Origin of the sequence: Lactonifactor longoviformis DSM 17459 (assembly GCF_900129135.1) — a bacterium.
GTDB classification, from domain to species: domain Bacteria; phylum Bacillota; class Clostridia; order Lachnospirales; family Lachnospiraceae; genus Lactonifactor; species Lactonifactor longoviformis.
In genome coordinates, this window is the sequence record NZ_FQVI01000001.1 from 437,519 (window position 1) to 450,769 (window position 13,251).

Annotated in this window: 15 protein-coding genes; 4 read left to right on the forward strand and 11 right to left on the reverse strand. The window is 48.3% G+C overall.

Going from position 1 to position 13,251, the window contains the following annotated elements:
• From BUA56_RS01945 to BUA56_RS01970, 6 genes are read right to left on the reverse strand one after another with little or no spacing between them, the layout of a single operon-like run.
• The gene (locus BUA56_RS01945) at window positions 1-1,281 is read right to left on the reverse strand and encodes an MFS transporter (protein WP_072848559.1); all 1,281 of its coding nucleotides are present in this window, start codon (window positions 1,279-1,281) and stop codon (window positions 1-3) included.
• Between the two features lie 42 nt (window positions 1,282-1,323).
• Complete coding sequence (locus BUA56_RS01950) at window positions 1,324-3,435, reverse strand: acetate--CoA ligase family protein (RefSeq protein WP_072848560.1); 2,112 nt, start codon at window positions 3,433-3,435, stop codon at window positions 1,324-1,326.
• Window positions 3,436-3,450: 15 nt separating this feature from the next.
• On the reverse strand, window positions 3,451-3,990 hold the full coding sequence (locus BUA56_RS01955; protein ID WP_072848561.1) for a 2-oxoacid:acceptor oxidoreductase family protein: 540 nt from the start codon (window positions 3,988-3,990) through the stop codon (window positions 3,451-3,453).
• A 14-nt stretch (window positions 3,991-4,004) separates the two neighbouring features.
• On the reverse strand, window positions 4,005-4,730 hold the full coding sequence (locus BUA56_RS01960; protein WP_072848562.1) for a thiamine pyrophosphate-dependent enzyme: 726 nt from the start codon (window positions 4,728-4,730) through the stop codon (window positions 4,005-4,007).
• Window positions 4,731-5,798, reverse strand: coding sequence for a 3-methyl-2-oxobutanoate dehydrogenase subunit VorB (gene vorB / locus BUA56_RS01965; protein WP_072848563.1), 1,068 nt, complete (start codon window positions 5,796-5,798; stop codon window positions 4,731-4,733).
• 17 nt (window positions 5,799-5,815) lie between these two features.
• Window positions 5,816-6,031 (reverse strand): 4Fe-4S dicluster domain-containing protein, encoded by a 216-nt coding sequence (locus BUA56_RS01970; RefSeq protein WP_072848564.1) that lies wholly within the window; start codon window positions 6,029-6,031, stop codon window positions 5,816-5,818.
• Window positions 6,032-6,162: 131 nt separating this feature from the next.
• Here BUA56_RS01970 and BUA56_RS01975 point away from each other — a divergent pair, with 131 nt between their 5' ends.
• From BUA56_RS01975 to BUA56_RS01985, 3 genes are read left to right on the forward strand one after another with little or no spacing between them, the layout of a single operon-like run.
• On the forward strand, window positions 6,163-7,017 hold the full coding sequence (locus BUA56_RS01975) for a MerR family transcriptional regulator (RefSeq protein ID WP_072848565.1): 855 nt from the start codon (window positions 6,163-6,165) through the stop codon (window positions 7,015-7,017).
• Window positions 7,018-7,057: 40 nt separating this feature from the next.
• Complete coding sequence (locus BUA56_RS01980; RefSeq protein ID WP_072848566.1) at window positions 7,058-7,990, forward strand: alpha/beta hydrolase; 933 nt, start codon at window positions 7,058-7,060, stop codon at window positions 7,988-7,990.
• Between the two features lie 3 nt (window positions 7,991-7,993).
• Window positions 7,994-9,238 (forward strand): hypothetical protein, encoded by a 1,245-nt coding sequence (locus BUA56_RS01985; RefSeq protein ID WP_072848567.1) that lies wholly within the window; start codon window positions 7,994-7,996, stop codon window positions 9,236-9,238.
• An 82-nt stretch (window positions 9,239-9,320) separates the two neighbouring features.
• Here the strand turns inward: BUA56_RS01985 and BUA56_RS22530 are convergent, their stop codons facing one another.
• Complete coding sequence (locus tag BUA56_RS22530) at window positions 9,321-10,172, reverse strand: prepilin-type N-terminal cleavage/methylation domain-containing protein (protein WP_158640966.1); 852 nt, start codon at window positions 10,170-10,172, stop codon at window positions 9,321-9,323.
• Window positions 10,156-10,764: a nucleotidyltransferase family protein gene (locus tag BUA56_RS01995; protein ID WP_072848568.1), complete on the reverse strand. Its 609-nt coding sequence runs from the start codon at window positions 10,762-10,764 to the stop codon at window positions 10,156-10,158. Before BUA56_RS01995 ends, BUA56_RS22530 begins: the two co-directional genes overlap by 17 nt.
• A gap of 371 nt (window positions 10,765-11,135) precedes the next feature.
• Between BUA56_RS01995 and BUA56_RS02000 the strand changes: the two genes are divergently transcribed.
• Complete coding sequence (locus BUA56_RS02000; protein ID WP_479724291.1) at window positions 11,136-11,405, forward strand: DUF6061 family protein; 270 nt, start codon at window positions 11,136-11,138, stop codon at window positions 11,403-11,405.
• 88 nt (window positions 11,406-11,493) lie between these two features.
• Here the strand turns inward: BUA56_RS02000 and BUA56_RS02005 are convergent, their stop codons facing one another.
• The 3 genes from BUA56_RS02005 to BUA56_RS02015 are packed head-to-tail and all read right to left on the reverse strand — an operon-like array spanning window position 11,494 to window position 13,122.
• On the reverse strand, window positions 11,494-12,255 hold the full coding sequence (locus BUA56_RS02005; protein ID WP_072848570.1) for a class I SAM-dependent methyltransferase: 762 nt from the start codon (window positions 12,253-12,255) through the stop codon (window positions 11,494-11,496).
• A 12-nt stretch (window positions 12,256-12,267) separates the two neighbouring features.
• The gene (locus BUA56_RS02010) at window positions 12,268-12,801 is read right to left on the reverse strand and encodes a methylated-DNA--[protein]-cysteine S-methyltransferase (protein WP_072848571.1); all 534 of its coding nucleotides are present in this window, start codon (window positions 12,799-12,801) and stop codon (window positions 12,268-12,270) included.
• A gap of 15 nt (window positions 12,802-12,816) precedes the next feature.
• On the reverse strand, window positions 12,817-13,122 hold the full coding sequence (locus BUA56_RS02015; RefSeq protein ID WP_072848572.1) for a PLP-dependent aminotransferase family protein: 306 nt from the start codon (window positions 13,120-13,122) through the stop codon (window positions 12,817-12,819).
• Between the last annotated feature and the right edge of the window lie 129 nt (window positions 13,123-13,251).

The following is a 13,251-nucleotide window of genomic DNA, read 5'->3' on the forward strand; positions in this document are numbered from 1 at the left end:
TTATGCCTCTGCTTTCTTAGGGGCATCACCAAACACATTTTCTCTCCTGCTCTTCTTATACAGCAGGAAGGCACTGATTCCCCCTGCCGCCAGGAGTACCAGGGTAAATATAAACATATACACGTATCCCGTATTTCCGTACTTATCCAGCCAGTGTCCGAACAAAGTGTGCTGGAACAGGTCCGGTGCGTAGGCGATGGCTGCATACAGCCCCATAGCCGTCCCGCTTGCATTTCTGGCCACATTAGCCTCCGGCGTCATGGCCAGACAGATGTTGGTAAAGAGCGTAGAGAGCACGCCTGTTCCCAGGGATACGGCCACAAGAACTCCCACCGGCACATACGCCGCAAAAAGCAGTACCAGCACAAACAGGGTAATCAGGAAGACTGCCCCGAACACTACCATCCGGGATACATACTTTGTCTTCGTTGCAATTTTGCCCAAAATAGGGCTGAAGAGTCTGCCCCCATACATATTCAGAACACCCAGCACGCCTGCGAAGGTAATGGCAACTCCGAATACATCATGAAAATAAGGAACAAAATACGATGCGGTAAGAGTGGTGGAGTACAGGCAGAATCCGCAGATAATCATCATCCAGAGCCCCGGCTCCTTCATCACCAGCAGCAGCTGGCTGAAGGTGAACTTATCTTCCTCTTCTCCCTCTTTTTTCACATCCTTGACTTTTTTGAACACCAGCATACAGCCCAAAGCTGCAACCAGGGTAAACGCCGCATAGGTCCACACCACCCTGGAAAATGCCGTCGCCTGGCTGACCTTGTTCTCAGACAGGTTATACACATACAGAGAGGCAAAATTAATGATCATATAGCTGATGGACTGGGCAAAGGAAAAAAATCCGATGGATTCTCCTACCAGCTCATCCGGAACAATCATACGAGGCATTTTAAATATTGCGGGGTTAAACACAAAGAATGTGGTCAGTCCGAACAGCCCCCAGATAATATACATATTAATTACCGACGGAGCCAGCGCCAGCCAGACACTCAAGATTGTGGTCCCCAGCAGAGACACAACGATACATTTTTTGTAATCCAGTTTATCTGTCACAAATCCGCCGATGAGGTTGAACACAATATTTCCGAATCCGTACACGGACATGATCAGCCCCAGCTGCGTGTTGGAAGCGCCTGTAGCCTCCATCATGGGGCCATAAAATACACCTTTTATATAAGGCAGGGAGTATGATGCGGCATAACATAGTCCTGCGATCATTAATGCTGCCATCACCCATCCGCCAAGACCTTTTTTCTGTTCCATCCCATTCCTCCTTTCGCGCACTGCGCCTTCCCGTTGCTTTTGTTATGGTTTTCCTCTCAATACCACCAGTCCGTCGGCGGCACTGACCCCCTCTTTTTCGGGGTATACAAATACAGGGTTAATATCCATTTCCACCAGGGTATCCTTATATTCTGCAGCCAGATTGCTTACCTGTACCAGCACCCGGGCCAGAGCCTCTGTGTCAAGGGGCGGTTTCCCTCTGTAGCCGCGAAACAGCTTGCTGCCCTTTAGCGAGAGTATCATCTCCCTGGCCTCCCATTGATTCAGAGGGGCGGGATAGAGGGCGGCGTCCTGGAATACCTCGGTAAAGATACCTCCCAGGCCCGTGAGAATCATGGGTCCAAGCTGAGGGTCACAGGTTACCCCTACAATGGCCTCCAGGCCCGGTTCCAGCATTTTCTGAACCAGAACCCCGTGGATCAAGGCCTGAGGATTATACTTCCTCCCGTTTTCCAGGATTTTGCGGTACGCAGTTCTCACCTCTTCTTCGCAGGCAATCCCTACTATCACGCCTCCCGCTTCTGATTTATGGAGAATATCCCCGGATTCTATCTTCAGCACCACCGGATAGCCGATGACAGCCGCAGCCTGCACCGCCTCTTCCTCTGTCTCTGCTATTTCCTCAGGTGGACAGGGAATCCCGAATTTCTGAAACAGCAGCTTTGACTCATGCTCTGACAGGGCAGTTTTTACCGGTTCCTTCCCGCAGACCTCTGTTTTAGTTACAATAGAGAGCGTCCGGTTTTCCATGGTCTCCAGATAGTCTGTGTAATCCAGCAGTTTTTTTATGACCCGGTATCCATAGTGGGGCGGAGGGAGAATGGGTACCCCTACGGCCCGCAGACGTTCCAGCACCTCTTCCTCTCTGCTGGACTCAATTAACGGCACCACGGCCACAGGCTTTTTCTGTTCCTTCTCACAGTGCCGGATCAGACCGTTCAGGAAATCATAGATGGTGATATCTGAAATCTTTTTAGTGATCTGCAGGGAGGTGATAAGCATCTCAATGCCCGGATCCTCCAGCACAATATCAGCCACCCGTTCAAAGGTATCCCCGTTGGAGCCTCCGGTGAGATCCATTGGATTCTGGGCTGTGGCAAAGGCTGGGAGGACTTCCCGCAGTTTCTCTGCTGTCTCCGGGGAAAAGTCCGGCAGCTTCAGCCCGTGAAGATATCCCGCGTCCGCGGAGATGGTAGTTTCGCCTCCGGATATATTGACAAAGGCCAGCTTATTGCTTCTGGGAAGCACCGGCAGAGTTGCAATAGCGGTACAGACAGAGAGCAGTTCCTCCAGGTCATCCACCCGGATGACGCCGAATTTGCGGAAAAATGCATCTACATTTTTATCGGAACCGCTGAGGTTTCCAGTGTGGGAAGCTGCCGCTCTGCTGCCCTTTTCCGACCGCCCGGCTTTCAGCACCACCACAGGTTTTTTCTTTTCTGCGGCTTTTTTCAGCACTGCGGCGAATTTCTCCGGATTCTGAATCCCCTCAACATAGGCCGCCACCACCCGGGTATCTTCGTCATCCACCAAAAATTCCAGATAATCCTCAATATTTACAATTTTACAGTTCCCCGCAGAGATAACGTAGGAGAAGCTGGTCTTCTCGCTCTCCATCAAAGCCATACAGACCTGCCCGCTCTGGGATACCAGACCTACCCTGCCGGCGGATTCCCTGGCATGAAAGAGGAATCCAAAAGCGAATACCCGGTCCACAAAATTCAGAAATCCGGCGCAGTTTGGGCCCATTAGGGCCAGATCCAGTCTCCGGCACTGGGCGATCAGCTCCTCTTCCAGCTTTTTATCTTCTTCTTTCCCGGTTTCCCCATATCCGCTGGCAAATACAACAGCACCTTTTGCCCCCTTTTGGGCCGCTTCCTCTAAAAGACCGGCGACTGTCTGTTTGGGGGTGCAGAGCACCGCCAGATCGATGGTTCCCGGCAGTTCACTCAAGGTATGGTAACAGGGGATCCCGAATACTGTTTCATTTTTCAGACTGACCAGATACAGGTCCTCACGGCGTTTGCCGCACTGTTCAATAAACATTCTGCTGGCGAATCCTGCCATAGTTTCTTTTTCTGTCGCTCCGACAATTGCTATTTTTTTCGGGCGCAGGAGCCGGTTTAAGTCCACATAGTTTCCCCCTCTCTATACTGCCTCATACCCGGCACGATATGCCGCTTTATTTTTCTCATTGTACTTTCCTTTTCCCTTTTTCTCGAAGAAGCCGCACATGGCCTCCTCCAGTTCCTCCCTGGTAAAGAGCTTCTCTCTTCTGGCCAGCGCCCCCAGGACGGCGATGTTTGCTCCCTTGGGATTCTCTGCCTCTGCAGCCAGTTGATTGGCCGCCACGGGAATGGCCTGGATATCCTCCCTGAAGCTGCGGCCGGGGTCTACCATATCGGAGTTATAATAGAGGACTCCTCCGGGCTTCAGCATATCTTCAAACCGATCCAGGGAAGGTTCATTCATTGCAATCAAAAGATCCAGCTCGCTGCAGTATGGGTTCCCGATTTCTTCATCGCTGATTTTCACATTGCAGTTAGCGGTTCCCCCACGCATCTCCGCGCCGTAGGAGGGATACCAGGTCAGCCTGCAGCCCTTTTGGTATGCCGCCTGAGCCAGTATCAGCCCTGTGGTCAGCACTCCCTGGCCGCCGAAACCAGCACAAATAATTTCTGTAGTCATATGCTCCTCCTTTCTTATCCTATAAATTCCCCTGTCGGGAATACCGGCAGAATCGTTTCTTTGATATATGCAGCAGCCACACCGGGATCCATATTCCAGTTGGTGGGACAGGGGGAGAGAAGCTCGATAAAGCTGTATCCTTCCCCGTTCATCTGCTTTTCCAATGCTTTACTAATATATTTCCTGGCCTTCTTAATATTCCCCGCATCGCAGAGAGCTGCTCTTGCCAGATACGAGATATCCATATCCTTCAGCATCCTGACCACATCCATGGTGGCTCCTCCTTCTTTCATGCTTTTCCCATGGATGGAGGAGCTGGTAACCTGCCCCTGCAGAGAAGTGGGGGACATCTGGCCCCCGGTCATGCCGAAGACACAGTTGTTCAGCACAATGACTGTAATGTTGTCATTTCTTCTGGCTGAATGAAGGGTTTCCGCGATACCGATGGAATATGCCGCCCCGTCCCCCAGATAGGCAATCACCGGCTGGGAGGGTCTTGCCATCTTTACTCCCACTGCAGTTGCCACCGGTCTTCCGTGGGCTGCCTCTATGGTATCGTAGCGCCACACATCAATGGGCATTCCGCCGCAGGCCACATCCAGGGAAATAATGACCTGTTCCTCTAAAGCAAGCTCCTGAAGAGCTTCGCCGATCAGACGGATAGCAATCCCGTGGCCGCAGCCAGGACAGAAGGAATGGCCGTCTGTATATGTAATCCGTTCCGGTGCCTTAATAACCATCTAAAATACCTCCTTATCCATCTTGCCTTCTAATATTTCAACGGCATACTTCACTACATCCGCGCTCTTAGGAACCTTGATTCCGGTTCCGTATGTGTATACCGGATATCTGCAGTCCACAGCAAGCTTCACGTCCTCCGCCATCTGTCCGGTAATGCTCATCTCCACGGTCATCAGTGCTTTGCATTCCCCGGAGAGCTCTGCGAATGCTTTTTTCGGATAGGGATAGATGGAGATGGGCCGTATCAGTCCCAGGGGAACTCCCTGGCTTCTGGCCTTTCGCACCGCCTCCTTGCATACTCTGGCACTGATTCCATATGCCACCAGCACCAGCTGGGCATCCTCCACATGGATCGCCTCGTAACGCTGTTCATTCTCCGTCATTCTCTGGTATTTGTCCCGCAGAAACGAATTATAGTCATCCATATAATAGAACACATTCGTTATTTTTTTAGACTCGTCATCGCCCTTGCAGCCTTTCACCGTCCAGTCATCCCGGTCGATGTCAACCTCCTCCATAGGCGGAAAGCTGACTGGCTCTACCATCTGCCCGATGGCGGCATCGGATAAGATAATCACCGGATGCCTGTATTTCTCTGCCAAAGGAAAGGCTTCCATCATCAGGTCCACGCTCTCCTGTACCGATGCCGGTGCCAGCACCAGAAGATGAGAGTCTCCGTGGCCGTTGCCTCTGGTGACCAGCTTATAGTCACACTGTCCCTGGCTGATTTCTCCGATCCCGCTTCCGAACCGGGCCACGTCTACGATGACTGCCGGGATATCCCCTGCGATAAGATAGGAGATGCCCTCCTGAAGCAGTGAAAATCCGGGACCGGAGGATGAGGTCATCGCCCTGGCGCCCGCGGAGGCAGCGCCCAGAACCATATTGATCGCTGCCAGTTCTGATTCTGACTGTACAAAAGCGCCTCCCGCTTCCTTCATCCGCCAGCTTAAATATTCCAGAATCTCATTCTGAGGTGTAATGGGATAGCCGCTGAAAAAACGGCAGCCCGCACGGACCATAGCCTCTGCCAGGGCTTCATTTCCCTTCATTAACCCTTTTTCCATAGTTTGCATATTCCTCCTTACGCTCCTTTTTCCGGTTTACATACTTCAAATACATAGTCGGGACAGACGGTATAGCAGGTTGCACAGGCAATGCATTTCTCCTGATCCACCTGGATCACTTCATACCCTTTTTTGTTGCTTGTGCCCGATTTTGAGATTGCGCCTTTGGGACACGCACGTATGCAGTTGTAACAGCCTTTACATCTTTGCAGTTGCAATACAATTTTTTCCATTTTATTCTCCCTTTCTACTTTTTGCGCGCAATTGTGCTACTTGTCTAAAAAAATGCATTTTTACCTTTAATATTTAGTAATTTTATGTTACAATATCCCCTAAGGGGAGAGTCAATAGGAAGTTAAAATTTATGAAAAAATATTATAAAATCGGAGAAATAGCAAAAATCAAACATGTGACCATCAAAGCCCTTCGCTTCTATGACCGGGTAGGACTGCTGAAGCCCGCCTATGTAGATCCTGAAACCGGATACCGGTACTACAGCTCGGAACAGCTGTTTCAGGTAGAGATGATACTGTATCTGCGCAGACTCAATGTCTCGGTGGCAGAGATTAAGTTTCTGTTTGAACACTCAGAACTACCTGCCTGGAATGAGGCATTTGAAACCCTGCAGACCGCTATGGAGGAAAAACTGGTCTCTCTCCAGAGGGATGTGCTGAAGCTTAGAATGTTTCAGGCCCATATTTCTTCCATTGAAAAAATACGGAATCTGGATGGTTTTTACCTCCGGCCCATGGAAGAGAGGAAGATCCTGAGCGTCCCCTGTACCTGTCCGCCATCCTCCAGCGAGGCTGTCAGCCGTTTTCAGGGGCTGTACCAGGAAATTGCCCGGGAAAATCAGGTCACCACTTATCAGTCCGGATCCCTTTTTTCCTGCGGGTTCCCCTACCAGGAACTGGTTCGGACAGAGATTTTCCTGGATATTAATTCCGTGGCTCAGGACCCTCCCATGCCCTCCAGGGTTCTTCCGGCCGGTACCTACCTCTGTCTGAACCATCAGAATTCTGATTTTGAGAACAACTCAGCCTACGAGGATGCGGCTGAGGCACTGCTGCAGTTTATCCGCAAGAGACATATAAAACCTCTTCTGATTCTGGAAAAGGAGGCTTTTCTGGATTTTATCGGATATACCAGACCGCTCACAGCCTTCCAGGTACTGCTTCAGGAAGACCAGATACCGGGAGATATTCCATTCATCGACTGAGACTATTTTCCGCACAGATAAGATATGGAGAAAAATACTTATGAATTATGCAGTGAAAAAAATACTGAAGGCACTTTCCTACGGCCCTCTGGATGTACAGGCTGAGAGACGGCTTGCCGAGCTCAAGAAGCTGGATCCTATGCGTATCTTCGCCAGGAAGCTGGACGTACATATTATGAACGGAACCCATGAGGTTCCGGTACGGATTTACTTCCCCACCCAGAAAATGCTGGAGGAAGAGCTGGTATTTCAGTACAGCGGAAAGGTGCTTTTATTTTTCCACGGGGGTGGGTGGGTCACAGAAAGCGTAGAAACTTATGACCGCATATGTTCCCGCATGGCCCAGTCCACGAATCAGCTGGTACTCTCCGTGGAATACCGGAAGGCCCCGGAGCACCGTTTCCCCACTGCCCTGATGGACGGGTACGCAGTTGCCGAGGTCTTATTTTCCGGCCAATATCTAAAAGGGGTAAGACCGGAGAATATCACGCTTATGGGAGACAGCGCCGGCGGCAGTCTGACTGCCGCCCTTACGCTTCTGGCCAGGGACCGGAACGCTTTTTGGCCCCGACAGCAGATTTTAATCTATCCCGCATTGTGGAACGACTATACTGAGACCTCCCCCTTCCCCTCCGTACGGGAGAACGGCCGGGATTATCTCCTCACTGCGGTTAAGATGGAGGAATATATGAATCTGTACCAGAGCAGCGCGGAGGATCGGAACAGCCCCTATTTTGCCCCCCTTCTCTCAGAGCATCTGGAAGATCTTCCCCGCACCCTGATTCTTACCGCTCAATACGATCCCCTCAGAGATGAGGGGGAAGAGTTCGGGCGAAAACTGAAGGAAGCCGGAAATGAGGTTACGGTCAAAAGAATCGAACATGCCCTGCATGGATATTTTGCTCTTGGCATAAAATATCTGTATGTGCAGGAAAGCTTAGAGATTATCAATCAGTTTTTAAAGGAGGCGTAGCGAATGTATCCCCCCAAGAGAATACGAAGAAAACTTGACAATGCGGCACTTGCATTTCCCGCAGCAGCCGGGAAGAAGGACAGCAGGGTGTTCCGGGTGTACTGCAGCCTGAACGAGCCCGTTCAGCCCCGGGTCCTGCAAAAAGCGTTAGAGCAAGTAATTTTGAAGTATCCTCTGTTCCAATGCAGATTAAAAAGAGGATACTTCTGGTATTATTTTGAGCCAAGCAGTATCCGTCCTGTGATTAAGAAGGAGAAGGGAGTGCCCTGCAGCGCCATGTATTCGCCCGGCCGGGATAATCTTCTCTATCAGGTTACCTACAACCTGGACAGTATTCATCTGGAGGTGTTTCACGCTTTGACAGACGGCACCGGGGCGTTTTGCTTTTTGGCAGATCTTGTGAAAGCTTATCTGCGGCTCCTGCACGGGATCGAAGGGGAGGAGACTGCGGGCGCAGGGACACAGGAAGAACAGGAGGAGGACAGCTTCTCACGCTACTATTCTCCTGTCCGCACCGCCGTTCAAATCAGAAAAAGCAGCCGTGCCTATCAGATGAAGGGGCGGAAGGTAGCGCAGGCTGATATGAAAATTATGGAATATACGGTCTCTGTCAAACAGCTTCTGCAGCAAAGCCGTGCCTGCCAGGTTTCTATCACGGTGTATCTGACCGCGGTACTGCTTCAGGCACTCTCCCGGAAAATGACGGAAGTCCAAAAGAAAAAGCCGGTTGTGGTCATGATTCCGGTTAACCTGAGAAATTATTATCCCTCGAAATCCATGACAAATTTTTTCGGCTGGATGGAAATTGAGTATAGATTCCATAAAAAGGATTCCTTTGAGGATATACTGCTGCATGTAAAAAAACGCTTTTCCGAGGAGCTGCTCCTGGAGCAGGTGGCCTTCCGCATGAACCATTATGTGCGAATTGAAAAAAACCTGCTGCTGCAATACATCCCCCTGGGAATAAAAAACTTCTTTATCCGGCTTGGAACCGGCCTGGGAAGCGGTAATGTATCCGCTGTATTTTCTAATATGAGCGCCGTCAGAATGCCCAAACCCTATGAGCCGTACATCCGCCGTTTCGGAGTAATCTCAAGCACAGATAAGCTCCAAATGTGTGCCTGCTCCTACCGGGATACCTTCTATTTCAGCATCACGTCAAAGCTGGAAGACGTAAGCGTCCAGGAGGATATTCTGTCGTTTCTCAGAGCAGAGGGATTCGATATTTCCGCGCTTCACGAAACGTAAATCAGAAAGCGGGGCCCGGCATTGTCTGAATCTTGTTCCCAATGCCGGGCCCCGCTTTCGCAGTAACTGCTATACCACATATTTACTTTACTAACTGATACCCCTTCTCCTGCAGCATCTTGTCTGCCTCCTCATAAGACCCCACAGTGCTAAGCCAGGAGATAGACTTGCCGTACGGTTTCTCCTTTACCCCCTCGGGCAGCTCATATACCTTTCCGTCTACATACATAAGAGCTCCCCTCCACTGGGCGTGGGTAGCGGAATTCTCGTTGGTGGCATACATGACCATAGTACCGTCGTTCAGATAATAGGGCCTCCAGTACATCTCTTTTCCGCCCTCGTAGGCAGTGCCTTTGGTAAACTGAGAGGACACTTTCAGCAGAGATCCCCGTTTATTGTAAAGATCCTCGATCAGGTCCTTCCTATCGTTATATTTGCTTCCATCCGCCAGTTTTCCATCATAAAAATTCTTGGCAAGCGCCAGATATCCGCCTAAGGAGGTCTCATTACAGGGACAGATAAAGTCTATATTCATCTTTCCATCTGCTTCTACAAAAAAGTCTATATCGTATTTTTGATGATATACCGGACATTCTGTGTCTTCCTCCTCACAGTACCCGTGCTCCACCATATACCCCAGAATATCCTGCCCCGCCGCCTGCTTCAGCTCTACAATATCTGTGCAGTCTCTCAGGGCATCCTCCCCCGCATAGGCAGCCTTAAAATACCGCTGCATGCTGCTCCGGCGCACCTCACAGCTTCTCGTCTTCGCTTTGCTTATGTATCCGGTGAGCGCCGGGATTAAAATAGCCATGAGGATTCCTATAATCACAAGCACAACAATAACTTCTACTAAAGTAAACCCTTTTTTCTTCTGTTCTCTTCTGTGTTCCTTCATCTCTGTGTCTCCTGACAGCTTAATCCATCTTCTCATCGCCAGACTCCTCTTTTTGATCCACATCCTCCAGCTCCCGGGGATCGGCAATGGGGTAATAGAAAATATCCCGGGGATGCCTTCTCATAACCTGTTTGCCTCCCACATCGCCGGAGAGGTTCATCAGCTCATCTGCATACATTTCATGGAATATCACGGGATTCCCCGGCCTCCCGTCTGCGGACATGCACCCAATCCTCTTGTCCTGGCAGGAAAATGCCTGAAAGAAATCCTCCACACTCTTCTTTTGAAGATAGGGCTGATCCCCCACGAAAAATGCATAATAGACTGTCTCCCCATCCGTCCCCTTTCTTTGCAAAGCATCCAGGCCAATCTGAAGGGAAGAGGAAATCCCCCGCTCACTGTGGGGATTCCAGAGCACAGGTATCCCCATTTCTTTCAGCCCGCTTCGCACAGCCTCGTGCTGTGTCACCGCAGTCAGAGTAACCGTCCCCGCCTGTTCCCCCGCCACTGCTGAGAGAACCTCTGCCATATAGCGGTACATAGGTTTTCCGTCTATCTTGTAAAGCAGTTTATTTTCACCAAATCTCTTGCTGAAACCAGCCATCAGCAGAATCATATGGATTTTCATTTCTGTTCCTCCCACCGGCCGTCACCTCTTTACTAACTGTCCGGAAATGAACTTAGTATCTCTATCATATATAACATTTTGGGAAAAGTCACGTAAAAATTATAATTGAGATTTCACCTGTTTTAAGAGATTTAATAACTGTTATATTTTGTTATTAAATTCTCCGCAAAGCCTTGAAAACACTGGATTTATCGCAGGTGAGCTTTCCCTTATTGTTTCCCTTGTGTTATATTGTCCCATCAGTGTTTACGAACTCTGATAAGGGCAAATACAAGGGCAAGTAAATCATATAAAACAGTATAACACAAAATAAAAGTGATATGGTGAACTGTTTGAAATGCTTCTGATTTTTGTAACTGATGATTGATTGAATGATAAGGAGATTCGATACGATGAGAACGATATTTGCAGAATACAATCCACACAGAAACAACATTGATGTATACACCAATGTAGGCTATATGCTCCGCATTGATTGCTGGGAAGCAGAAAAGAATTTAAAGACTACACCCGGATCAGATTGTGCATTAAATGCACTTGCCATTGATGAACCGCTTGAATATGCACGATTATATCTGAATGGCAATATGCAGATGTGGGTAGATGCGGAAGATTCTTTAGAGATATCATTATATTTATAAATATGCCCTTAAATAGCATCTGAATATTAGGTCATCTTGAGAAAAGCAGGAACTCTTCAATGGAGTTTCCTGCTTATTCCTATTACCATTATTTTTTCACACCAATTAATAATAGCCATCTATGATCAAACATAATTTGTGAATCTTTATTGTATGGTGAAAAACCAGTTTTACTTCCTCCTGCCAAATCACTTTTCATCAAATCAATAATCTCTTTTTGTACGTCTTCCGGAGTACCAGTCAGTTCCATCCATCTTTTTAGATTCACCGGCACCAGTGTAGTTTCTTCGCATTGCAGTGTGAAATCTTTCTCAAACATTTCTTCAAATTCTTCCCTGCTGAGGATTTTGGTATGTGAAGAATCACGCATTTTCTCGATTTTATCATCCATTATCCGCAAATCTTCTTCGACGGCTTCCATATCCCAGACGACCAGCTTTCCGCTTTTTTTCAAGACACGTTTCATCTCCTGAAAAGGTTTCTCCGGATTATCAAAATGATGGAAAGAAAGTCTTGTGATCACCAGATCAAAGGCTTCGGATTCGTATGGAAGTTTTTCGGCATTACCACTTTGAAAGTAAATATTTTTTATATGACTTTCTGCGGCAAGTCTTATTCCCTGTGCCAGCATTTCTTCCGCCATGTCCAGACAGGTGATATCCTTTACATAAGGAGCCAGAGCCCTGCCACAAATGCAGGTTCCGGCAGCTACTTCTAATGCATGTTCTTCTCCTGTTGCTGCGATTTTCCGAATCAGATAGTCTGTATATTCCGCTTTTGACATATGATATGCTGCAAATTTTTCAGCCTGTTTTTTGAATGACTGTCTGACTGTGTCATTATGATTCATTTTAAACGCCGCCTATAGTGCAGTTCCTTTCTTTGGAATAAACAAACTGCTCATATCCACATGTTCCAGTTCCAGCAGTGAAATTTTTTTATCGATCCCCCCTGCATATCCTGTCAGGCTTCCATTTGTGCCTACTACACGATGACAGGGAATGATAATGGAAATTTCGTTGTGTCCAACTGCACCACCGACTGCCTGTGCAGACATACGTGAACTGTTTTTCATCTCAGTCAATTTGCAGGCAATTTCTCCGTATGTGATCGTCTGTCCATATGGAATCTGTAATAAAATCTGCCACACTGCCTGTCTGAATGTTGAACCTTCCGGATGAAGCGGTGGAGTAAATTTCGGTTCTTCTCCTGAGAAATATACATCCAGCCATTTTTTTGTCTCTGCGAGAATCTCTGTCTCCTGTGGAATATGCTCATCCGGAAGTGTATTGGCAAAATATTTCTGTCCTTCAAACCACAGACCTGTAAGTCCAATTTCATCCGCAGCCATCAACATATTTCCTATCGGTGAATTATAGTTACACGTGTATACCATATTCTTCTCTTCCTTTCAAAGAACGTATTGCTTCAGGCGATGCAACACTTCTTCTAACTTTTGTGTCGGAAGTCCCAGTGCCAGACGAATACCATAAGGGATATGAAATTGCCGTCCATCACGCCACAATACACCAACTTCAACTCCTGAACGCAACAATTCATCGAAAGTCCTGCCGTGGACTTTACACCAGTTTTCAAAATTCGGTACAACCACATAAGTTCCTTCCGGCTTACGAAGTGATACGCCCTGCACCTCATTTTGAAAAAAGCTATATACCAGATTGATATTGCTTTCAAGAACCTTTTTCAGTTCTTCCATCCACACTCGTCCGTCCGAACTGTAAGCACCAATCAGTGCGTGCATAGACAATACATTCATGTCGTTATAGTGTCATTTTGACTCATATATACGCAGTTGATCTGCCAGCTTTTGATTGTATACAATATT